The organism is Mucilaginibacter sp. GW822-FHT03E02, from assembly GCF_058801545.1.
Window position 1 is genome coordinate 959253 of the sequence record NZ_JBXANJ010000002.1, and the last position, 23815, is coordinate 983067.

Genomic DNA, 23815 nt, shown 5'->3' on the forward strand with positions numbered 1-23815 from the left:
TATTTATAAATCATTGCCGTTGACTTTAGTCAACGAAATAAGAATTAAAAGACGAGAGGCTTTAGCCAAAATTCCGCTTGAATAATTGGGCTAAAGCCCGCCTTGATGCTTTCTTTTGCCGTTGACTAAAGTCAACGGCAATGAATAATTTTCGTTCTTAGGAGCTTTAAAAAGGTTCGCCGGTATTGTAGGAGTGGATAATTCTTCTGAGGTCTTTAAAGTTTACTTCGTTGGTTACATACAGATCATACAATTCCTTGTTGTCCTTTAACATCTCTGACAACTCATCACGGCGTTTTTCCCTACCCTGGAAAGCCCCAAAGCCCATTGTAGTTTTTATTTCCTGAACGGTATCTACACCGGCGTTAATAAACCAAACCATGGTTACATGTTTGTCATACATACCCGGACCACGGCGGGAATAATCCACGTCTTTAACTTCAAACAGCTTTATCTTGCCGTTTTCCAGCAGGTTCATGTAATAATGGTCTTTAGTGCCCTTTAGTACTACTGATTGAAAAAGTTGTTTTTTATCGGCAATGTAATATCGCTTCACTTCCCAGTAAGCCATTGATTTGGGCTCGTACATCCCCTTTTTGAAATAAGTAGCGGTGCCGCCACCAAAGGGTATCTTTATTTTACAGGGGACAGAATCACCTTTGGCGGTGATAATATAATCATCCTGGGCATAAGATTTAAGGCCTACTACAAAAAGCAAGGCAATGGTCAATAAAGAAATTTTCATTAAAATGTAATTAAGGTTTAGTTTTAAATTATTTGCTACGGGTGCAAGTTAATATTTATTTAAACAAATTCAATTTTTCCAAATCGGCAGGTATATCAACAGCGTGTGTTTCCAGCTCCGTTTCGGCAACTTTTATACGGTAGCCATTCTCAATCCAGCGCAGTTGTTCAAGGCTTTCGGCTTTTTCGAGGCCAGAGATGGGGAGCTTGGTAATTTGCTGCAGCACATCTGCCCGGTAGCCATAAATGCCTATGTGTTTAAAATAAGTATAAAATTCAAGCCAGTTATCGGGCTCTTGTGCGCGAATATGCGGCAACGTAGCTCTTGAAAAATATATGGCCTCGGATAGTTTATTGATAACTACTTTAGGCGAATTATAGTTAAACAATTCCTCCCTGGTCAGTATCTTTTTTATCAGCGTAGCTATTTGGGTATTTGCATCATTGAAGCAGGCTGTCAACTTGGTAATCTGTTCCGGGTCGATATAAGGTTCATCGCCCTGGATATTGATAATCACATCGTATTCAGGATGCAAGGAGGCAACTTCGGCACAGCGGTCTGTGCCGCTTTGATGGTAATCGGCTGTCATCACGGCAACTCCTCCAAAGGCCTGTACATGGTCAAATATTCGGCTATCGTCGGTAGCCACTATCACCTCGGCAACATTAACGCATTTCTTTGCCTGCTCATACACCCTTTGAATCATGCTTTTACCGGCAATGTCAACCAACGGCTTGCCGGGAAAACGGGAAGACGCGTAACGGGCGGGGATTATACCTAAAATGTTCATTCAGTTGTACGTTTTACGTATTACGTTATACGTTTTTGAATATTTTTTTCATTTGTTTTACGTAAAACTTAAAACGTCCAACGTAAAACCTAACTAACCACTAAAACAACCCATTAATTTCCCGCTCAATCAACTGAACTATGGTAGCCATATCTTCGGTATTATTGGCGAAATCGAGGTTGTCTTTATCGAGGATCAGCAATTTACCCAGTTTATAGTTTTTGATCCATTTATCGTACTTCTCGTTCAGTTTTGACAGGTAATCCAGGCGGATGCCTATTTCATATTCGCGGCCGCGGCGCTGTATGTTGCTTACCAGTGTTGGTACCGATGCTTTAAGGTAAACCAGCAAATCTGGCGGTTTTATAAACTCGGTAATATTCTCAAATATCGATTCGTAGTTTTGATAATCGCGGGTGGTCATTAGGCCCATATCGTGCAGGTTTTCGGCAAATATGTAGGCATCTTCATAAATGGTACGGTCCTGTAAAATATTGCGGCCGGTTTTCTGGATATCGATGATCTGGCGGTAACGGCTGTTCAGGAAATAAATTTGCAGGTTAAAACTCCAGCGTTTCATGTCGCTGTAAAAATCTTCCAGGTAGGGGTTATTGTCTACGGCTTCAAAAAGTGGTTCCCAGCCGTAGTTATGGGCCAGCATTTCAGTCAGCGTGGTTTTACCGGCGCCAATATTTCCTACAATAGCTATGTGCATTTTTAGTTCATGGTTAATGGTTCATAGATCATAGCCGACGATCTACATAATATACATTTTCGAAAATTCAAACTCCGCCTAATATACACCATGAACCATCAACTATCAACTATGAACCAATCAAAATTTCTTAAACCCTATAATTTCCCGTACTTCCCTGATGGTTTTTGAAGCGCTTGCGCGGGCTTTTTCTTCGCCCATGGCGGCAACCTTCCTTAAATAGTCAGCATCGGCAGCAATGGCATTTATCCTGTCGCGGATGGGTGCCGTAGCGATGATCATATCCTCGGTAAGCTGCTTTTTAAGGTCGCCGTAACGGATAGCCATTTTATTATACAAATCGTCAAAATGGGCAACCGTATCGGCAGATGATACTACCTTCATCAAATCAAACAGGTTTTGAATTTCCTGGGGTTTGGTTTGGTTTTCGGTTGTTGGCCCGCCATCGGTAACAGCACGCATTACTTTCTTTTTGATAGCTTCGGGGCTATCACCAAGAAAAATAGCGTTACCCTCCCCTTCCGATTTACCCATTTTGCCTTTACCATCCAACCCCGGAATTTTCACCAGGTTGCTGCTGTAATTAAATGCAAAAGGCTCAGGAAAATAATCGTGGTTATACAGCCGGTTAAAACGGTTACCAAAGGTACGGGCCATTTCCAGGTGTTGCTCCTGGTCTTTACCTACTGGTACTTTGGTGGCTTTGTGGATAATGATATCGGCGGCCATTAATACCGGGTAGGTAAGCAGGCCCGCGTTCACATTATCGGGACTGGCACGCACCTTGTCTTTAAACGATGTAGCGCGTTCCAGTTCGCCCAGGTAGGCATTCATGTTTAAATATAAATATAGCTCGCTAATCTCGGGCACATCTGATTGTACGTAGATGGTCGCCTTTTCCGGGTCGATACCCGCGGCAAGGTACTCCACCAAAACCTGCTTTACATTACTATGCAGGTTGGCAGGTGTTGGGTGCGTGGTTAACGAGTGCAGATCGGCAATAAAAAAAAAGCAGTTATATTCATTCTGCATTTTTATAAAGTTCTGCAAAGCCCCGTAATAGTTTCCTAAGTGCAAATTTCCGGTCGAACGGATGCCACTAACAACAGTTTCCATAGGTGGCGAAAGTAAGGAATTTTTCTATTTTTGATGACGATGAAAATGATATTGAAAAAAGTGCACATCTATTTATACGTATTGTGTGTAGCGCTATCCTACTTTTTATTATGGCCTTTTTTCAAATTTTTCTCTAAAAATCCATCGCGGTACCATAGCATGAACAAGCTGCGGCGTGCCTGGGGATTCATAAGTTCGGCGCTGGTGGGTATCTTTTATAATTTTAAGTATGAGGAGCCAGTTGATTGGAGCAAAACCTATATCATATGTCCCAACCACACATCCAACCTCGATATTTCGGCCATGTGCATTCTTGTAAACAGCAATTGCAGCTTTATGGGCAAGCAGGAACTGGAGGACGGGCTGGTAACCGGCATTTTCTTCCGCTCGGTTGATATCCCAGTTAACCGCGAAAGTAAAATGTCGTCTTTTCGGGCATTTAAAAAAGCATCTGAAAAGTTAAAGGAAGGAGTTTCGCTGGTGATCTTCCCCGAGGGTATGATCTCGGATGATTATCCCCCCAAATTGGCCGAGTTTAAAAACGGGCCATTTCGCCTGGCTATTGAACATAAAATACCTATCATCCCGGTAACATCTGTAAACACCTGGCAAATACTTTGGGATACCGGCACCAGATATGGCAGCAGGCCCGGCATTTGCCACTTTTACGTACATAAACCGATAAATACCAGTAACCTTACCATTGCCGATGCCGATACCCTGCGCGATGACGTTTACGCCATCATCCAACAAAAACTGGCCGCTTCAGAAAAACCTCAAACAATTGCATAAAATTTATTGAGCCCTGCAAATGAAGTTAACGTGAAAATTTTAGCTTTAGGCTTTGCGCATGAAGCTTTGAGCTTTCTGAAACAAGTATTTTTTTTACATTTGGGGAACATGAAATTAACACTGAAAAGGATCCATACCAATTTTTACAGGTATAGCATAGCCGTCTTTTTCACCCTTTGTTACCCGGTTTTATTTATACTCAGGCAAAAAACCAGCCGGTACCGGTACATTAACCAAATGCGGCGACTTATTATTTTTTTGAGTTCGAGCATTTCGGGAATTTTTTACAGCGCCACTTTTGAAGAGCCGCCGGATTGGAAAAAAACTTACGTAATATGCGGCAACCACACATCAAACCTTGACGTATCGGCCATCAATACCATCCTTAAAAACAATATTTGTTTTATGGGGAAAGAAGAATTGCTAAACAACTATGTACTTGGCTATTTCTTTAAAACCATTGATGTTACGGTTAACAGGGAAAGTAAAATGTCGTCATTCCGCGCTTTTAAAACTGCTGCAGAACGTATTAAAAACGGGGTGAGCGTAGTTATTTTCCCCGAAGCGACTATCCCGAAGAATTATCCGCCCGAGTTACATAGTTTTAAGAACGGCCCGTTCAGGCTGGCTATCGAAATGAAAGTGCCCATTTTGCCCATATCATCCCTTGATACCTGGAAAGTGCTTTGGGATACCGGCAAAGAATATGGCAGCAGACCCGGAATTTGTAATATATTTGTACATAAACCCATTGAAACGGCCCATTTAACACTGGATGATGCCGATGCACTGCGTGACCAAGTATTTGATTTGATTAATAAAAAACTGCAAACTGCATGACCATAGATAAAGAAACAGTTGAAAAAGTTGCCCACCTGGCCCGCTTAGAGTTAAGCGAGACCGAAAAGCAGGACATGATACAGGATATGAGCAAGATTCTTGATTTTATGGCCAAACTAAACGAACTGGATACCACCGGTGTGGAGCCCTTGGTTTATATGACCGATGGCGCCAACGTACTGCGCGACGACGTGGTAAAACAACAGATAACCCACGAAGAAGCACTTGAAAACGCCCCGAAGCACGATAAAGACTACTTTTTGGTGGCTAAGGTGATTGAGAAGTAATATTTAAAGAAGTCGGAAAGTCCAGAAGTCAGAAAGTCGGACAGTAAGTGAAACAACACTTTCAGACTTTTCCGCTTAACAAAAACGTCAGGTCTTTCCGTCTTCCGGACTCTCGGACTTCCCGACCAATTAAAAACAAAAAGCTTGTAACATTCCGTACCTATTAGCAGTCCAAATAAAAAAACATTCATGGAGCCATTAAAAGACAAGCCTTTAATTACCATAAACGAGATTGGACGCAAGTACGTGATAGGTAGCGAAGTTATTCACGCGCTTAAATCGGTATCGTTAACCATAAATAAAGGCGAATTTGTGGCTTTGATGGGCCCTTCGGGCTCGGGTAAATCAACGCTGATGAATATTTTGGGTTGCCTGGATACACCAACCAAGGGTGTGTATATCCTGAACGGGATAAACGTGAGCCACATGACTGATAACGAATTGGCCGAAGTACGTAACTCCGAGATCGGTTTCGTTTTCCAGACATTTAACTTATTGCCCCGTAATACCGCCCTTGATAACGTTGCCCTGCCCTTGATTTATGCAGGCATCAGCAAAGAAAAACGTACCGAGCGCGCCAATGCCGCTCTTAAAAATGTTGGTTTAGAGAACCGGGTTGATCATAAGCCCAACGAGCTTTCGGGTGGGCAGCGCCAGCGTGTGGCCGTGGCCCGGGCGCTTATCAATAATCCCTCTATTATATTGGCCGATGAGCCTACCGGTAACCTGGATACCAAAACATCTATAGAAATCATGGGGCTGCTGGAAGACATTCACGCCAAAGGCAATACCATTATACTGGTAACCCACGAAGAAGATATTGCCATGCACGCACACCGCATTGTACGTATGCGCGACGGCCTCATTGAAAAAGATTACCAAAACGAGCATATCCAAAAAGTTGACAGAAGACTTGCTGTGGAAAACACAGAAATGGATGCGCACTAAGAGCAGGGCAAACGCATCTAATTGGGTTAACATAACTTAACACATTTCAGGTTAAATACTTGTAAGTATTTAACAATCAATATCTTATATTTAATCATGGTTAACACTAAACTGAGCTCAATTTAGGCGCATCAAAATACTTGTGCCTGTTGTTGGCCAATACCCCCTTCGGTAGCTGGATCATTTAGCCAGGATCAGCCAATAAAAACAAGGTGTGGGTTGATGCTTATATTGCTCATTCCATTAGCTATTTTGATTTTCAAAACTTTCGATCTTCTTAACTTTCCGTCTTACTGCCTTTTGGACTTCCCAACTTTCGGACTAAGAAAAATAAAAATAACACTAAAATAATTAGCAAACTTGTATTACATTTGAAATATGTATGCAATTGTTGATATAGAGACTACCGGGGGGCATGCCAGCGCCAATGGCATTACAGAAATTGCCATATGCATACATGATGGTAAAAAAGTTGTAAAACGCTTTCAAACCCTGGTTAACCCTCAACGCGAAATACCGATATATATCAGCGCCTTAACAGGTATTACCAACGAGATGGTGCAAAGCGCACCTCCCTTTGAGGATGTAGCAGCTGATATTTACCATTTGATACACGGCAAAATCTTCGTCGCGCATAACGTAAACTTCGATTATTCATTTGTACGCTATCACCTTGCCGCCGCCGGATACGATTTACAGCTAAACAAGCTTTGTACCGTACGCCTGGGCCGCAAGATATTGCCGGGCCTGCCATCCTACAGCCTTGGCCGCCTGTGCCGCCATTTAGGCATCGGTAACGAAGCCCGCCACCGTGCCGCCGGCGATGCCGAAGCCACGGCAGAATTGTTTACCCTGTTAATAAACAGCGATACAGAAGGCCATATTAAACAAGCACTTAAGCAAAATTCGAAAGAACAGGTATTGCCAGCCAACCTGCCAAAAAAAGATGTAGAGCAATTGCCATACTCACCGGGTGTATATTATTTTCATGATCAAAAAGGGAAAGTGATTTATGTTGGCAAAGCCAAAAACATCAAGAAACGGGTAAGCAGCCATTTTACCGGCAACAACCCGGGCTTACAACGGCAGGAGTTTTTACGCAATATTCACCAGGTAAGCTACCAGGTTTGCGGCACCGAGCTGATTGCCTTTGTACTGGAGGCCATCGAGATTAAACGCCTTTGGCCAAAATACAACCGCTCATTAAAACGCTTTGAAAACGCCTATTGCCTGTATGCCTTTGAAGATCAGCGCGGCTATACCAGGCTGGCGGTTGATAAACGCCGCAAATTCAGCGATGTTATTTATACCTGTAACTCATTGCTGGATGGCTATAATTTGCTCAATAAACTGATAGAAGCATTTGGCCTATGCCCCAAGCTTTGCTTTATACAAACCAACACGGCCCCATGTACCGGTACCGCAGGCAGCCAATGTGCCTGCGAAGGTGTTGAATCTGTAGAGGACTACAATAAAAAAGTAAGCAACGCAATCGACCAGCTGAAACTTGCCCTGCCCACCTACGCCATCCGCGATGAAGGCCGCAACGGCGATGAACACAGCTGTATTTTAGTTGAAAAAGGCCAGTTTTACGGCATGGGGTACATCTCGCACTATTTTGATGCCGATAACGTGCAGCAGCTCAAAAACTACCTGACCCCCTACCCGGGCAATGATTATATCAAGAATATTGTATCGAGTTATGCTACAAGGTACCCGGATAGAATGGTGGTGTTTACGTAGGCTTGGCGTAACGCCGCCGTAATAAACCTTACGAAGTTTCAGAAACTTCGTAAGGTTTCATGATTTGCTATTAATTTATCGCATCCCCTTGCCGCATTTCGTCGCTGGCATGTTTTACAATGGTATCACCGGCTTTTAAATTGCCGAATACTTCGGTCGAGTCGTTCCGGGAAAGCCCTTCTTTAATATCCTGTAATTGGGCCCTGCCATCTTTCACCACAATCACATATTCGCGCTCTGTCGACCGGACGATGGCCTGGTTAGGAACCAGTAATGACTTAGCACCCGATAGCATCGGGATATGCACCTCGGCATACATGCCCGGTTTTAAGTTGCCGTTTTTGTTCTCAACATCAATCTCAATAGCCTCAGACCGCATACTGCCCAACGCATTTGCCGACCGGCTGATCCTGGCTATTTGCTGTGTACCGGGCACAGAATTGTAGGTAAAATTCACCGGCCTGGTCAAATCTACCTTATCTACATAATCTTCGGGGATAAAAACCTCTAAACGCAATTTACTGATATCCTGCAGGATTAACATTGGCTGGTCTGTTCCTTTACCCGGCGAAACCAGCGCACCCGGCGAAACATTACGCTGAACAATCATTCCATCAAACGGTGCCCGGATATTCAAATAATCCTGCATGGTACGTACCGAAGCCACGTTGGATTGTTCTGATTTTGCCATGGCTTCATCGGCCCTCATTTTGGCCGATGCGTTATCCAGGTCGAGCGGCGATACCGAGCCAGGCTCTTTGGCAGCTTCTTTTAACCGCTGGTATTTTTCTTTACTGGCAACGGCATTTTCCTGCGCTTGCAGATACCTTGAATTGGCAGCCTGCAATTGCGATTCCATTTCGGGCGCTTCAAGGGTGACCAATAGTTGTCCTTTTTTTACAATGGTACCCCTATCTACGTACATACTTTTCACGAAGCCATTTACCTTCGGGAAAATATTTACTTCGTTATAAGGCTTAAGCTGGCCGGGCAGGCGGGCGTTACTCGATAAGGCTTTTTCTGTTACAATACCCGTTTCGGTACCCGCTTTACTTTTTGCAGCCGGGGCCGAAATATCTACCGGCTTTTGATTGCCACCGCATGCGGCAAACAGGCTTACGACTGCTATTAATATAATTGATTGAAATTTCATGATTTTAAACTATGGAGGTTTCTGGTTCTGTTATTTTAGCTGATTGTTCGTCGGGTTCACCAGGCATTAGCGAAGGCGATAAAAAATCTGTTTTTTGCTGTACCCACGCAAATACCTGGGGCAAAATGAATAAGGCCGCAAGCGTTGATGCAAACAAACCACCAATAACCGCACGCCCTAAAGGTGCCGACTGCTCGCCTGCTTCGCCCATGCCCGAAGCCATAGGGATCATACCTGCTATCATGGCCAGGCTGGTCATCAGGATGGGGCGTAAGCGGATGGATGCACTGGTTATAGCCGCTTTCGTGGCGTCCTTATAATCAATCCGCAATTTTTCGGCATTGGTTACAATCAAAATGGCATTGGCCACGGATACCCCGGTCGACATGATCATCCCCATATAGGATTGGAGGTTTAAGGTTGATCCTGTAAGCAGCAACATCAGCAACGATCCCAAAATAACCGCCGGCACTGTTGATAATACAGCAAGCGATACTTTAAAAGATTGATAGTTGGCAGCCAACAATAAAAAGATAACTACAATGGCAAGCATTAGTCCGTTTTGTAAACTGCCCAATGTATCTGTTAACAGGGTCGACATTCCTCCCATGGTGGCAATCAATCCTTTTGGGGGTGCGCCTATTGAGTTCAGCGCTTTTTGCACATCTGTAGTGGCAGTACCCAAATCGGTCTTATAAATATTAGCGCTGATAGTTAAAAACCGCCTTGGCCCGGCCCTGTCGTACTCGCCGGGGACGTAGGTTGTGGTAAATGTGGCAATATCGCTTAAAACCGGGCTGCTTTGCCCTTTTACCAGCGGCACCTCTTTCAGCTGATCCAGGGTGTTCATTACATACTCGGGAATTTGTACCTGCACCTGGTAGGTATAGGCACCTTTTTCATCAAGCCACAAGTTTTTATCAGTAAAACGGCTGGATGATGTGCTTGCCGTAACCGAGCGGGCAATATCTTTAATATTCAGCCCCAGCTGAGCAGCTTTTAACCTATCCAAAGTAATTTTTATTACAGGGAACTTCAAAGGCTGCTCTATCTGCACATCGCGTAAATAACTGATATTCTTCAGCTTGGTTACTACCTTGTTGGCGTAACCTTCAATCTGCAGCATATCCTTACCGGCCACCTGTACTTCAATAGGCGACGAGGCTCCCTGGCTCATGATCTTTTCGGTCATATCTATTGGCTCAAAGGTTATTTGCAGCTCGGGAAGTTTATAATGGATGTTTTTGCGCAGCGCATCTTTTAGTTCATCCATATTTACCTTATACTTTTCATCAAGGTTTACCTGTAATACGGCTTCCTGGGTACCGGTATTAAAAATATAAAGGTTACTGGTACCGTAGCTGCTGGGTATTAACCCCACGTATCCCGATGTAATTTCTACATGGTTATTTACCGTTTGATTGATAACTTGCAATACCTGTTTAAAGGCATCCTCGGTACGCTCCAACCGGGTACCGTCCGGCTCTTTCAGCCTGATCTGAAACTGCCCGTTATTAATTTTTGGCATCATATCCTTGCCGATAAAAACAAAGCATAATCCCGCTAAAATGATAACCACGCCTAAATAAACAGACACAATAAGCCGCTTTCGGGGCATAGAATTATTAAGGGTGTTAATGAGCCAGAGTTTAACCTTTTCAAACAGGTCGTTGTTTTCGGGATGCGCCTGCTCGTTTTGCAGGTGTTTTTCAACTTGTTTTTGTTCCTTATCATCCAATGATTCGCCTGCATGGGCGTGTACCTTACCATGGTGATAGTGTTGATAACGTTCGGCTTTAATAAGCCAGTTACTTAATATCGGCACACCTGTTTGGGCAAGGATGTACGATACGATCATGGTTAAACCGATTGATAATGAAAGTGGTAAAAACATCGCTTTAGGCACCCCCGACATCATGAACGATGGCGCGAATACCGCCAGGATACACAACAATATCAGCAACAGCGGGAACGAGATCTCTTCGCAGGCATCATAAATTGCCTGTTTTTTTGATTTACCCATTTCCAGGTGCTGATGGATATTTTCGATGGTTACAGTTGCCTGGTCTACCAGGATACCGATAGCCAGGGCCAACCCGCTCAATGTCATGATGTTGATGGTTTGCCCGAACAGGCTCAACAATAACACCCCTATCAGGATAGAAACCGGGATGGTTATTACTACGATAAGGCTGCTTCGCCAATCGCGCAAAAACAGCAGTACCATTAAACCGGTAAGCAGGGCGCCCAGTCCACCCTCGGTCATCAAGCTTTTAACCGCGTTAACCACAAATACCGACTGATCAAAGGCATAGCTCACCTTTACGTCATCGGGCAGCAGGCTTTGCATTTCGGGCAGTTTGCTTTTAAGGGTTTGAACTACTGTCCAGGTAGAAGCATCGGCTGTTTTTACCACCGGGATATAAACCGAACGCTTGCCGTTAATTAGGGCATAATCCACCGTAACGTCTGCAGCATCAGCAACGCGGGCCACATCTTTTATAAATATGGGTACGCCATTTTGCGTTTTTACGGGTATATCGCCGAAGTTATCCGGGCTTTTAATCAGCGAGTTCATGGTGGTTAAAAACATGGTGTTATTTAACCGTAGATTACCCGATGGCGACATCACGTTAAATTTAGATAAGGCTTCAACTACCTCATCGGGTGTTAAATTGTAACTGCGTAACTTATCCGGATCAACACTCACGGTTATCGACCGTGCATTTGCCCCAAATGGCGGCGGTGCCGAAAGCCCGGGTATAGTTGCAAACATGGGCCGTATTTTGGTAGCAGCCAGATCATAAATATCTTTTAAGCTACGTGTAGGGCTGGAAAAAACCAGCTGACCAACCGGTAATGAAGAAGCATCAAACCGGATTACCTGCGGCGGCAATGCCCCCGGCGGAAAAAAAGCGGTTGCCCTGTTTACCTGCAAAGCCACCTGGGCCGATGCTTCGGCCATGTTGGTAGTTTCGTAAAACGACAGTTTGATGAGGGTTAAACCTTGTATATTTTTACTGGTGATACTTTTTATCCCGTTTACATACAGAAACTGATCTTGCAAACGGGTAGAGAAAAAACCCTCCATTTGCTGTGGCGACATGCCGCCGTACGATTCAATTACATATATAGTGGGCAGGTTTAACTGCGGGAAAATATCGATAGGTATTTTTATTGCACCAAGCACTGCAAAAAGTAAAAGGCTCATGGTGATAACCACCGTAGTAATGGGCCTTTTGAGTGCGGATGTGACCATTGACATATTAGCTTATTTTAAGAGGTTTAAAACTGCGTTTACCTGGTTATCGGTAACCGCTTTTTGGAACAACGCGCTTGAATAACTGTATTTTGCCTGTGCGAAATCAGTTTCGGCACGATAAAGGATATTGAGCGCCGCGTTCAGTTCGATGATATCTGTAAGGCCGTTTTTATAAAGCGACAATTTTTGCCGATATCCGTCATTAGCGGCCCTCAACTGGTGTGGAATTTCCTGCAGGCGCTGGCGGGCGGTTTCCAGCTCCACATCGGCCTGGTTAGCGTTTACTGCAAGCAATTGCTTTTGTTCATGAAGCTTACGCGAGTTATAACTGGTTTCGACCTTTTGGGTGCGGAGTTTTAGCTGCTTGCGGCGCAGATCGAACAAATTATAGCTGATACCGATACCCACAAGGTAATTATTACGGTCGAAGCCCCAGCCGGTGGATAGGCTGTTAAAATGATCATTTGCATCAACGCTTGATCCCCTGCCCCACACGGCACCCTCTAACATAATTTTAGGATTATAGCTTTTTTTCACCAAATCTTCGCGTTGCAGGCTGTTTTGATAAACCGACCGGTAATAATTGATAAGCGGGTGGTTAACAGTATCCTGCTCAATTGGCTGTAATGTGGCAGGCCGATCTATCAATGCGGTTTCGGTGGCAGTATCAGGTACTATAGATTGATAGGGCAAGCCACTTACTGCCGAAAGCTGCAATTGTACCTGTTTTACCTGGTTGGCCAGCTCGATATAATTTAACCGGGCTTTGGAGAGTTCGGCTTCGGCAATACTGGTATCCACGCCTGCTCTTACACCGCTTTTGGCCAATGATTGTACAGATCGCCTGATCTCGACATTACGCTGAATGTTTCGTGACTGAATATCCAAAAAGTTTTGCAGCCTCATCAGCAATAAATAATTGCCGATGGTGTAAGCCTGTAATTGATATTTTGAGTTGGCAAACTGGCTTTGTTGCACCCGGATATCGGAATTAGCCACTTTATTTTGGGCACCATAAGCGCCAAAATTATATACTTCCCAATCCAGGGCGGCTACGCCTACATTGGCAGATACCGCGGTGGTATTACTTTGTGTACGCACTCCCCGCGAATCGGACGGGATAATCCCAAAACCAAAATAGGGCCCGGCTACGTTATTATTTGTACCAATATCGGCCTGGTAATTAAGCTTTAAATTGGGCAGCCAATTGCTGCGTGTTTCGGCTGCCTGCGCCTGGCGGATGCCTATTGCCGCCGAATCTGTAATCAGCGCCGGTGCGTTGGCGTTTACCTGGTTCAGCAGGGTTTTAAGGCCGATAGGTGTTATATTTTGCTGTGCAAAAGTATTCAGGCTGATGAGCAGTCCCATCAGTATGAATACATTTCGTTTTATGATTTGCATATACGTTTCCTGGAATTTGATGTACCGGTACCGCACGCCGGGCAGCAAACTATGTAAAACAGAACAGAACATAGCAAACCTGGCTAATACCGGTAAATGATTTAAATAAATTTAAATGAACGCCTAAAGCAGGATAGCTTAGGCGGATGCCCGTAACAGGCCATCACATCAAATCCGGAAGGAACAGAAAGAAAGGTATGAATACCGGTAATCACTAAACAGAACACGGGAAAGCGGTTGCCAAACGGGTCGCATTGTCCAAATCTTGAGGGCAAAGAAAAGCAGGATAAAACTGCTGATAACCGCCTTCAGGAGGTCGATCACCGATTTTTTATCATTAATCACCACCTTATCTGTGCGCTGAATAAAATTCCAATGCACAGCATTCAGCGTTAAATTATCGGAGTTTCTTTTGAAGATAGAATTGTGGCCTGAAGCGGGCCGGTTGCCTTGTTCAGTGAGTTTGGGAAGCAAAAAAATATGCGAAACAGCTATAAAGACATACCAAGCCACCACAAGCAGCACTTTTAAATCTTTAACTACACCATTTTTTTCGCTCAACATTGTCACACGGTATTCTTTCGGATGCAAACATCAAAATAAAAAATATGTTTTTATGCAAAAGTATTGTTGCAATTGAGTCGGCGAGAGCAATCTTCATGAATTCTACATAAACCGGACTAAAGCTCCCCCTTCAGGGGGTTGGGGGGCCTTTTAAATACTTATCATACCAATCAATATAGCGCTGTAGTCTATCTACCTGGTAGCTTGGCACCGTAATGCCATGAAACTGACCGGGGTAAAGCACCATTTGGGTAGGCACTCCCTGCGATTTAAGGGCCTGGTACATCTGCTCGCCGCCGCTGGTTGGCACATTAAAATCCTTCAGGCCAGACATAAACTGCGTTGGGGTTTTGATTTTATCTGCATGAAAAAACGGATATGATAACTTGATATATTTTTCAGGATTTTTCCAGGGAGCGCCCAGTTCATTATCATATTGAACCACCCATTGGTCGCTGCCATAAATAGCCAGTTGCATAGCGCTGCCCGCCCCGCTGGATGCTGCTTTAAAGCGCGGATCGGTTGCTATGGTATAATCGGTCAAAATACCGCCGTAGCTCCAGCCACCTATACCTAAATGGTCACGGTCGGCTATGCCAAACTTCACCATTTCGTCAACCGCGCCCAACAAATCCTGAACTTCCTTATTACCCCAATCGGCATAAATCGCCTTGGTGTATTCCAGCCCTCGACCTGTGCTACCGCGATAGTTTACCGCGGCCACCGCATACCCTGCCGAAGCTAAAGTTTGACGGATCATATCAAATTCAAACTCGTCCTGGTCAGTAGGGCCGCCGTGGATATACAAGACGAATGGCAGCTTTTTATTTACTACGCTATCGGGGGTATACAAAATTCCCGATACCAGCGTACCATCGGCACTAAAAGATTGAAAACCTTTCACATAAGCCAGTTTTACCCCACTTAGCCACTTGTCCTGGTGAAAAGTGAGCCGCCTGATTTTGCCGTTTTCGATAGCCACCAGTTCATGAGGCATATAGGGCGTGCTCATTTTAGCAATCCACACGCCGGGCGTTGCACCAATAACGTTTTCAAAACTGCACTCGGCACCTTTATATACTATAGTTGATTTACGGAGCATCAAGTTGTACTGAGCAATATACCTGGTGCGGTCGCTGCTTACCAGGTAGCCTATATTTTTGCTATCGCGGCTCCAGGCTACATTGCTTACGGGTCTGTCGAGTGCTTCGGTAAGTACCCGATTATTTTTTCCGTCGGCATCCATCACGCACAACAAATCGTGCTGATAAATATAATAGTCGGCGTCACTTGTCGATCGCAGGTAGGCAATGTGCTTACCATCCGGGCTCCAAAGCGGCTGAATATCGTGGCCGGTAAAAGTAGTCAGCTGCTTAATCTCGCCATCGTCTTTGGCCTCAACCGTAAAAATTTCCGAATTTTCGTTCCTGTCGGGGTCATTAGTATGGTTGCTTACAAAAGCTATGTATTTGCCATCCGGGCTCCACACCGGCGATTGATCGTCCCTATCGCCGGTCGTCAATGTATCCAGTTTTCTGCTCTCCATATCATACAGGTACAAATGCGTGTGCCTGTGTTGCAGGTACCCGTCAATATCCTGCTTAAAATGGTAACGGTCTATTTTTATAGGCGGAATTGTTTTAGGTTTTTGACCGTCATTCTCCGGGTCTTTAATCACCAGCACCAGTTTTTTACTATCCGGCGACCATGCGTAATCTTCCAGGTTGCCCTTTTTCAGGTCTGTCAATTTATGCCCCTCGCCTCCTCTGCGGTCCATCAGCCAAACCTGTCCGCCGCTTTTTGAATCGCGCTCTGATACAAATGACAAAAACTTACCATCCGGCGTCCATTTTGGCGACGAAGCCGGTTCGGCACCATAAGTGAGTTGAATAGGCTGCTTGCCGTCAACACTTTGCATCCACAAATGTGATACCCGGTTATCTTTTGCCGTATCCACATCCAAAACACTATAAGCCAACCACTTACCATCAGGCGATAATTGCGGATCGGCAAGTGTGGGGATATTATTTACGTCAGACGGTTTTAAAGGGCGCTTTGCCGTTTGCGCCATAACGCCTGTAACAGCGAATGCAGCAATAATGAGCAGTATATTTTTGTTCATGGGGTTCAAAAGCAGATGTAAGCGCAGGTAATTTAGCAATTATTGGGTAGATTAGATGATAGATTACATCGAATGACTTTTATGTGGCGAAGCAAAAGAAGTTAACTTTTGCTTGCGATAAAATTGATGTAACCTGTATTGACTAATAATTATTTTTGTGATCATTAGAACTTAAAGCCATGCAAAACAGATATCAGGAATTAAACAAAACAGATAAAAAGATAGTTCGTGACCTTATAGCCAAAGGAATAAAAGAAGAGTTTAGAAGAGGCATGGAAAATTTTCATTCTCTTTTAGCGAAATGGCGAGCTGAGGACGATAATCATCAAGAGCATTATGCTACATTATATGCAGAAATACGCGATTTTAATAAGCATATCGCCCGCCAATATGATGACATGCGTGGGTCACATATAGTTTCAACGCTGGAATATCAATTGACTTATAACGTCGTCGATCTTTCCGAACTTGACACACTGAGCCCGGCAGTTAAAGATGACTTACTAAGAACAGTTAAGCTAAGAAGAAGCCATGACAATGAATAATTCTTCTTAATCGAATAATCTTAAATGCCCTACTTCTTCAAATACCTATCATACCAATCCACGTACCGCTGCAACCTATCAACCTGGTAGCTTGGCTTGGTGATGCTATGGTATGAATTTGGATAAAGTATTAACTCCGTAGGTACCCCCTGCGACCGCAGGGCCTGGTACATTTGTTCGCTGCCGATGGTTGGTACGTTGAAATCTTTCAAACCGGACATATATAGTACAGGTGTTTTGATCTTATCGGCATGAAAAAAAGGATACGATAAGGCAATCCATTTATCGGCATTTTTCCAGGGTACACCAATTTCGTTTTCGTATTGTAAAACATACTGATCGCTGCCATAAACTGCTAATTGCAAGGCACTGCCGGCGCCGCTGGCCGCGGCTTTAAAACGGGTATCAGATGCGATGGTATAATCGGTAAGGATACCGCCATAACTCCATCCGCCTATACCTAAATGGTCGGGATCGGCAATGCCTAATTTTTCCAGTTTATCTACCGCGCCCAGCAGGTCTTTAACCTCTTTATTTCCCCAATCGGCATAAATGGCCTTGCAATAATCAAGGCCACGGCCATTGCTACCCCTATAATTTACGCCGGCAACGGCATAACCCGCGCAGGCCAAAACCTGCCTTACGGCGTCAAAGGCGTATTCATCCTGCCCAACGGGGCCGCCGTGTATAAACAAAATAAAGGGTAACTTTTTGGCATTACTATCGGGCGTTAAAACAATACCATTAACCAGAGTACCATCTGCGCTGGCAGATTCAAAACCTTCTACATGGGCCAGTTTAACATTGGATAACCAGGCTTGCTGATGGAAGGTTAAGCGGCGCAGTTTCCCCCCTTCCAACGCGAATAACTCGGCAGGGGTATATGGATCTGTTTTTTGAACAACCCAGTTGCCGCTTAAGTTGGTGTTGATATCGGTAATGCTGTACGTGCCTTTATTTACCGTGCTTATTTTACCGTTGTTTACGTTCACGCTGGCCACATAGCGTTCACGGTCGTCAACTACCAAAAACGAGATATTCTTACTGTCTTTTGCCCAGGCCAGGTCAGTAACCGGGCGGTCGAGCTGCTGGGTAAGTATCTTTTTGTTTGAACCAACCACATCCATGGTGCACAACATCTTTTGATCGTACATCATGTAATCGGCGTCGCTGGTGGAACGCAAAAAGGCAATCAGTTTACCGTCGGGGCTCCATTGCGGATTTGTGTCGGGGCCTTTCCATGATGTTACCTGGAGTATGCTGGCATTTGGCCGGGCATCAACGGTAAAAATATCGGTATTTTCGTTTTTATCAGGGTCGGCACTGCGGTTGCTCACAAAAGCTATCGTTTTGCCATCCGGCGACCATACCGGCGAGCTCTCATCCTTATCTCCCTTGGTTAAGGTATCAAGCTTTTTTGCTGTAACATCAAACAGGTACAAATGCTTGTGCAGGTGCTGCAGGTACCCTTCTATATCCTGTTTAAAATGATAACGGTCAATAACAATGGGGTTGGGTGTTTTTGGCTCCTCTTTACCCTTATTTTCAGGGTCGCCAATAACAATTACCAGTTTTTTACCATCCGGCGACCAGGCATATTCGCCCACATCGCCTTTAATGTCTGTCAGCTTCACGCCTTCGCCTCCGCGCCTGTCCATCAGCCAGATCTGGCCGCCCTTTTTTGAATCGCGGGACGAAACAAACGACAAATACTTACCATCCGGCGACCATCGCGGCGCCGAAGCTGCTTCGTCGCCATGCGTTAACTCCAATGACTCCTTACCATCCCAGCTTTGCATCCACAGGTGCGATACCCGTTTATCCTTTGCCGTATCAACTTCAGATACGCTATAGGCCACCCATTTGCCATCAGGCGAAAGCTGCGGATCGCTTACAGTTGGGATTTTATCAAAATCGGCTGGTTTAAATGGTTTTGTTTGAGCAGTAGCATACAACGCACAGGATAGCGCAAAAAGCGAGAGTAGTATTTTTTTCATAGCGTCAACTTACGAGGTGGTAAGTTAGGGATTTTTCCAATAATAAGAATCTGCAAAGAAGAATCAAGAGGCAAGAATCAAGAGTTAAGACTTTTTGAAAAGTGTATTATTCCAAACTGTAGTGTTGCGCAACAGGTGAAACAACAAAAAACATTATTTATCTAATAATCAACAAATTACCAATTGTCACAAAGTAAAAATCGCAACAAAATCGCAACAGTTGACCACCGATAGATATTATTTAATTGACCACGCTGATTAAGCCGGCATTTCATACATATGGTCTTTGGTCGAATTAAATCATCCTTTTGCTTATCGGAATAGTATGTTCCGCAGGCAAACCAAATTTATAAAACAGATTGCTTGTTTAATTAAATTCGATTCATTTACTTTGTATACCAAAGTACTTTTATTTACAATAGACATGAAAGTTAAAATGATCCTCCCCGCCTTAACCGAAGCCGAAAGTCCGTTTTGGAGGCCGATAAAATATTCGCTATTCCCGCCGCTTGGGCTGGCAACATTGGCGGCCTATCTATCTCCCGATGATGAAATAGATTTGCAGGACCAACATGTAGAGAAACTTAATTTAGACGACAACCCCGACCTGGTGATTATCCAGGTGTACATCACCAATGCTTACCGCGCCTACAAAATTGCCGACCATTACCGGGCAAAGGGAGCTTACGTTATTCTTGGCGGCCTGCACGTTACATCCCTGCCATTTGAGGCGGCGCCACACGCCGATAGTATTTTTACAGGGCCGGGAGAAGATACATTTCCTAAATTTTTGTTGGATTTTAAAAACCGCTGCCCTCAAAAAATATACAATTCAACCATCCGTACGCTCGAAAAAGTGCCGCCAATTCGCCGTGATCTCATCAAAAGGCATTTGTATCTTGTACCAAACTCCATTGTGGTAACCAGGGGCTGCCCGCATCATTGCAGCTTTTGTTATAAGGATGCTTTTTTTGAAGGAGGGCGTACTTTTTATACCCAGGAGGTTGACGATGCCCTTGCCGAAATTGATCGGCTGCCGGGCAGGCATTTATATTTTTTAGATGATCACCTATTGGGCAACACTAAATTCTCGGCTGCTTTATTTGACGGTATGAAGGGTATGAGCCGTGTTTTCCAGGGAGCGGCAACTGTAGATTCGATATTAAGGGGAAACCTTATTGAAAAGGCCGCCGAAGCGGGATTAAGGAGTTTATTTGTGGGCTTCGAAACATTTTCGCCGCAAAACCTTAAACAAAGTAATAAAAAGCAAAACCTCGAAAAAGATTATGTAAAAGCCGTAAACAGGCTCCACAGCCTTGGCATCATGATAAACGGCAGTTTTGTTTTTGGGTTGGATGATGATGACAAAGATGTTTTTAAGCGAACCGTTGATTGGGGCGTAAAACATTCTATTACTACATCAACCTATCACGTGTTAACTCCTTATCCCGGTACCGAATTATTTAAAACTATGGAAAGGCAGGGAAGGATAATTACCAAAAACTGGGATTTGTATGATACCCGCAAAGTGGTTTACCAAACCATTGGGCTGAGCGCACAGGAACTGGAGGACGGTTACTGGTGGGCTTATAAGGAATTTTATAAATGGAACAACATATTCAAGGCCAGCATTCAGCACCAATCGCATATGCACAAACTCAAACACTTTTTTTATGCAGGCGGCTGGAAAAAATTTGAACCGGTTTGGAATTTCCTCATCAAAACAAAAAACCTAAACAATACGCTCCCAGCCCTCGAAACTGTGCTATCAAAAATAAACTTCGGCAATAACCAAGGCAATACAGATGAACCAATGCCCCTATATTTACCAGAAGCTTAACCTAATCAACTACTCAAAAATCTTGATACTTGATACTTACTACTTGATACTATAAAACTCCCGCCTTTTCCAATTCCACTTCCATTTGTTGCTGCATGCGCAATGCTTCAGCACGGGCGGCTTCGGCAAAGTTTTCGTCATTGCCGGCGTAGATGATGGAGCGTGATGCATTTACAATCAGGCCGCAATCTTTGGTAATACCGTATTTACACACTTCTTCCAGACTGCCCCCCTGCGCGCCTACGCCCGGTACCAGCAGAAAGTTATCCGGCGCATATTTTCGAATGTTGGTAAATTCGGTGCTTTTGGTGGCACCTACCACGTACATAATTCTATCGGCCCCGGCCCAGGTATTGGCTTTTTGTATCACGGTTTCATATAAATAGCCGCCGCCGGTTTCCAGGTACTGAAAATCCTTACTGCCTACCGATGAGGTGAGCGCCAGGATAATAATCCATTTGCCATCATATTTAAGGTATGGCGTAACGCTGTCATTGCCCATATAAGGGGTTATGGTGATAGCATCAAAGCTCATGCCCGATGCTTCTTCATTAAAAAAAGCCGTAGCATATTTATCAGATGTATTGCCGATATCGCCCCTTTTGGCATCTATTATATTCAAAGTATCTGTTGGCAGGTATTTCCAGGTATCTATCAGGCTTTGCAGGCCTTTTATACCCCGCGCCTCGTAAAAAGCGGCATTGGGCTTGTAGGATACGCAAAGATCTTTAGTGGCATCAATAATTCGTTTGTTAAATTCCAGGATAGGATCGGGATATTCCTTTAAAAATTCCGGTATCTTATCAATGTCCGTATCAAGGCCTACACATAAAAAGGATTTTTTTTGCTTGATCTGGTCTATTAGCTGCCTGCGCGATATCATAGGGAGGGGTTAAACATTCGGATGGCAAAAAAACTAAAAATTTAGCTTAAACGTTATAACACCGTAGATATTTTTTTAATTAATTTGATATTAAGAAATTATTGTTTAGAATTGCATCGTTTTCCTTTGAATTTTTTCTTGCACCAAAGAAACAATTTAAAACCCCACGATTTTTATTAACTAATGTTTTGAGTGGGTTTGGATGTTTATTTAATCAATGCTTCAAGATCAATTTCTTACTATAACACCCCGTGTGTAACAACGTATAAGCCAAAATGCACATGGAAGTTTTATAACCGTTTGAAAACTATTTACGATATTAAAAATCCCTTTGAACTATAATTCATATCATGTCTGATAAAATCGAATTGAACGACAAACTCGTTTCAGAGTTGCGCGAAATTGCAAAAAATTTAGGTATTGCTGAGGCCGACGAACTACGTAAAGCACAGCTAATTGCACGTATTATTGAACAACAACAATTAATTGAGGCCGCAAGGGTACAACAGAACATTGTTGAACAAAATTATGCACCTATTACAGCCGAGCCTGTAGCCGAAGAAGCCGGTGAAAAAACACGTAAGCGTACCCGCGTGTTAAAACCAAAAACTCAGCCCCGCGTTGAAGTACCCTTGGATGATACCAACAATTTTGAAGAGGAAGAGGACGACCAGAACAATGCCAGTCTTGTAAATGATACTACAACAACAGCGCCTGTAAGCGGCGAAATACCAGACAATCAACCTGGTGAATCGGCCCCAAAAGCAGAAGTACCATCTGCTGAGGTACGTCCGCAGAAATTTGACAGGCGCGCTAATGGCAACCCTAACCAGCAAAAAGCACAGGAGCCTGCTATTAACCTTGATTTTGATAACGTTATTGTTAACGAAGGTGTATTGGAGATTATGCCCGATGGTTACGGTTTCCTACGATCATCTGATTACAACTACCTTACATCTCCCGATGATATTTACGTATCGCAATCGCAAATAAAACTTTTTGGCTTAAAAACAGGTGATACCGTTCGCGGCAGCATCCGTCCGCCAAAAGAAGGTGAAAAATATTTCCCTTTGGTACGTGTGGAAGCCATTAATGGCCGTATCCCTGCCGAAGTGCGTGACCGTGTGCCTTTTGATCACTTAACACCGCTTTTCCCATCAGAAAAACTGAGCCTGTTCACCGATGCTGGTAACTATTCAACCCGCATTATGGATTTGTTCTCGCCTATTGGTAAAGGTCAGCGTGGATTAATTGTGGCGCAGCCTAAAACAGGTAAAACTATGCTATTAAAGGATGTGGCTAATGCCATTGCAAAAAACCATCCTGAAGTGTACCTTATTATATTGCTGATTGACGAACGCCCTGAAGAGGTAACCGATATGGCCCGCAGCGTACGCGCCGAAGTAGTATCATCAACATTTGATGAGCCTGCCGAGCGCCACGTAAAAATTGCCAATATTGTTTTGGAGAAAGCAAAACGTATGGTAGAGTGCGGTCATGACGTGGTGATCCTTTTGGATTCAATTACCCGCCTGGCCCGTGCTTATAATACAGTTGCACCAGCATCTGGTAAAATACTATCGGGTGGTGTTGATGCCAACGCATTACACAAACCGAAACGCTTTTTTGGCGCGGCCCGTAACATCGAGGATGGCGGTTCATTAACCATCATCGCTACTGCCCTTACAGAAACCGGCTCAAAAATGGACGAGGTTATTTTTGAAGAGTTTAAAGGTACCGGTAACATGGAGTTACAGCTGGATCGTAAACTTTCAAACAAACGTATTTTCCCTGCTATCGATATCACTGCATCAAGTACCCGCCGCGACGATCTGTTGCTTGACCGCGAAACACTGCAACGCATCTGGATATTGCGTAACCACCTGGCCGACATGAACTCGCAGGAATCAATGGAGTTTTTACAGGCACAAATAAGGGGTACCAAAACCAACGAAGAATTCCTGATTTCGATGAATTCGTAATATTTTAGTGGTAATGAAGTTATATTTAATGTAAATATTATTTGTAACTTCATTATTACTTAATAAAATCCTGATAACTTCGTAACACAA

General features: G+C 44.0%; 20 protein-coding genes. 8 read left to right on the plus strand and 12 right to left on the minus strand.

The features are described 5' to 3' along the window. Nucleotides 1–166: 166 nt before the first annotated feature. The 4 genes from AC1RM2_RS30705 to trpS form a co-directional block, all read right to left on the minus strand. Nucleotides 167–745, minus strand: coding sequence for a hypothetical protein (locus tag AC1RM2_RS30705; RefSeq protein ID WP_492988951.1), 579 nt, complete (start codon nucleotides 743–745; stop codon nucleotides 167–169). A 55-nt stretch (nucleotides 746–800) separates the two neighbouring features. Further along, complete coding sequence (gene kdsB / locus AC1RM2_RS30710; protein WP_492988952.1) at nucleotides 801–1535, minus strand: 3-deoxy-manno-octulosonate cytidylyltransferase; 735 nt, start codon at nucleotides 1533–1535, stop codon at nucleotides 801–803. A 100-nt stretch (nucleotides 1536–1635) separates the two neighbouring features. Continuing rightward, nucleotides 1636–2250: a deoxynucleoside kinase gene (locus tag AC1RM2_RS30715; RefSeq protein WP_090652037.1), complete on the minus strand. Its 615-nt coding sequence runs from the start codon at nucleotides 2248–2250 to the stop codon at nucleotides 1636–1638. Nucleotides 2251–2370: 120 nt separating this feature from the next. Then, complete coding sequence (trpS, locus tag AC1RM2_RS30720; protein WP_492988953.1) at nucleotides 2371–3366, minus strand: tryptophan--tRNA ligase; 996 nt, start codon at nucleotides 3364–3366, stop codon at nucleotides 2371–2373. 159 nt (nucleotides 3367–3525) lie between these two features. Here trpS and AC1RM2_RS30725 point away from each other — a divergent pair, with 159 nt between their 5' ends. The 5 genes from AC1RM2_RS30725 (at nucleotide 3526) to AC1RM2_RS30745 (ending at nucleotide 7976) form a co-directional block, all read left to right on the plus strand. Further along, a complete protein-coding gene (locus AC1RM2_RS30725) occupies nucleotides 3526–4158 on the plus strand; it encodes a lysophospholipid acyltransferase family protein (RefSeq protein WP_492988954.1) in 633 nt (210 codons plus the stop codon). 108 nt (nucleotides 4159–4266) lie between these two features. Continuing rightward, on the plus strand, nucleotides 4267–4998 hold the full coding sequence (locus AC1RM2_RS30730) for a lysophospholipid acyltransferase family protein (RefSeq protein WP_492988955.1): 732 nt from the start codon (nucleotides 4267–4269) through the stop codon (nucleotides 4996–4998). Next, nucleotides 4995–5285 carry an Asp-tRNA(Asn)/Glu-tRNA(Gln) amidotransferase subunit GatC gene (gene gatC, locus AC1RM2_RS30735; protein ID WP_492988957.1) on the plus strand — a complete coding sequence of 97 codons (291 nt, stop codon included), beginning with the start codon at nucleotides 4995–4997 and terminating at the stop codon, nucleotides 5283–5285. The genes AC1RM2_RS30730 and gatC overlap by 4 nt, the downstream gene beginning before the upstream one ends. Nucleotides 5286–5474: 189 nt before the next feature. Then, a complete protein-coding gene (locus tag AC1RM2_RS30740) occupies nucleotides 5475–6233 on the plus strand; it encodes an ABC transporter ATP-binding protein (RefSeq protein WP_492988958.1) in 759 nt (252 codons plus the stop codon). A 378-nt stretch (nucleotides 6234–6611) separates the two neighbouring features. After that, nucleotides 6612–7976: an exonuclease domain-containing protein gene (locus AC1RM2_RS30745; RefSeq protein WP_492988959.1), complete on the plus strand. Its 1365-nt coding sequence runs from the start codon at nucleotides 6612–6614 to the stop codon at nucleotides 7974–7976. A 70-nt stretch (nucleotides 7977–8046) separates the two neighbouring features. Here AC1RM2_RS30745 and AC1RM2_RS30750 read toward each other — a convergent pair whose 3' ends face one another. From AC1RM2_RS30750 to AC1RM2_RS30775, 6 genes are all read right to left on the minus strand, one after another. Then, entirely contained in the window at nucleotides 8047–9129 is a 1083-nt protein-coding gene (locus AC1RM2_RS30750; RefSeq protein ID WP_492988960.1) for an efflux RND transporter periplasmic adaptor subunit, read from the minus strand. A 4-nt stretch (nucleotides 9130–9133) separates the two neighbouring features. Next, entirely contained in the window at nucleotides 9134–12388 is a 3255-nt protein-coding gene (locus tag AC1RM2_RS30755) for an efflux RND transporter permease subunit (protein ID WP_492988961.1), read from the minus strand. 12 nt (nucleotides 12389–12400) lie between these two features. Continuing rightward, nucleotides 12401–13864, minus strand: a complete 1464-nt coding sequence (locus AC1RM2_RS30760; RefSeq protein WP_492988962.1) for a TolC family protein — start codon at nucleotides 13862–13864, stop codon at nucleotides 12401–12403. Nucleotides 13865–13960: 96 nt separating this feature from the next. After that, on the minus strand, nucleotides 13961–14383 hold the full coding sequence (locus tag AC1RM2_RS30765) for a hypothetical protein (RefSeq protein WP_492988963.1): 423 nt from the start codon (nucleotides 14381–14383) through the stop codon (nucleotides 13961–13963). A 103-nt stretch (nucleotides 14384–14486) separates the two neighbouring features. Next, complete coding sequence (locus AC1RM2_RS30770) at nucleotides 14487–16427, minus strand: prolyl oligopeptidase family serine peptidase (protein WP_492989290.1); 1941 nt, start codon at nucleotides 16425–16427, stop codon at nucleotides 14487–14489. Next, nucleotides 16390–16542, minus strand: coding sequence for a DUF3330 domain-containing protein (locus AC1RM2_RS30775; protein WP_492989291.1), 153 nt, complete (start codon nucleotides 16540–16542; stop codon nucleotides 16390–16392). The genes AC1RM2_RS30770 and AC1RM2_RS30775 overlap by 38 nt, the downstream gene beginning before the upstream one ends. A gap of 115 nt (nucleotides 16543–16657) precedes the next feature. On the opposite strand from AC1RM2_RS30775, the gene AC1RM2_RS30780 reads away from it, so the two are divergent. After that, complete coding sequence (locus tag AC1RM2_RS30780; protein WP_492988964.1) at nucleotides 16658–17023, plus strand: hypothetical protein; 366 nt, start codon at nucleotides 16658–16660, stop codon at nucleotides 17021–17023. Between the two features lie 29 nt (nucleotides 17024–17052). Here AC1RM2_RS30780 and AC1RM2_RS30785 read toward each other — a convergent pair whose 3' ends face one another. Continuing rightward, nucleotides 17053–19020 (minus strand): S9 family peptidase, encoded by a 1968-nt coding sequence (locus AC1RM2_RS30785; protein WP_492988965.1) that lies wholly within the window; start codon nucleotides 19018–19020, stop codon nucleotides 17053–17055. 424 nt (nucleotides 19021–19444) lie between these two features. Between AC1RM2_RS30785 and AC1RM2_RS30790 the strand changes: the two genes are divergently transcribed. Then, entirely contained in the window at nucleotides 19445–20860 is a 1416-nt protein-coding gene (locus AC1RM2_RS30790) for a B12-binding domain-containing radical SAM protein (RefSeq protein ID WP_492988966.1), read from the plus strand. A gap of 49 nt (nucleotides 20861–20909) precedes the next feature. Here the strand turns inward: AC1RM2_RS30790 and pyrF are convergent, their stop codons facing one another. Next, on the minus strand, nucleotides 20910–21740 hold the full coding sequence (pyrF, locus tag AC1RM2_RS30795) for an orotidine-5'-phosphate decarboxylase (protein ID WP_492989292.1): 831 nt from the start codon (nucleotides 21738–21740) through the stop codon (nucleotides 20910–20912). Between the two features lie 353 nt (nucleotides 21741–22093). On the opposite strand from pyrF, the gene rho reads away from it, so the two are divergent. After that, nucleotides 22094–23725, plus strand: a complete 1632-nt coding sequence (rho, locus tag AC1RM2_RS30800; RefSeq protein WP_492988967.1) for a transcription termination factor Rho — start codon at nucleotides 22094–22096, stop codon at nucleotides 23723–23725. Nucleotides 23726–23815: the final 90 nt, after the last annotated feature.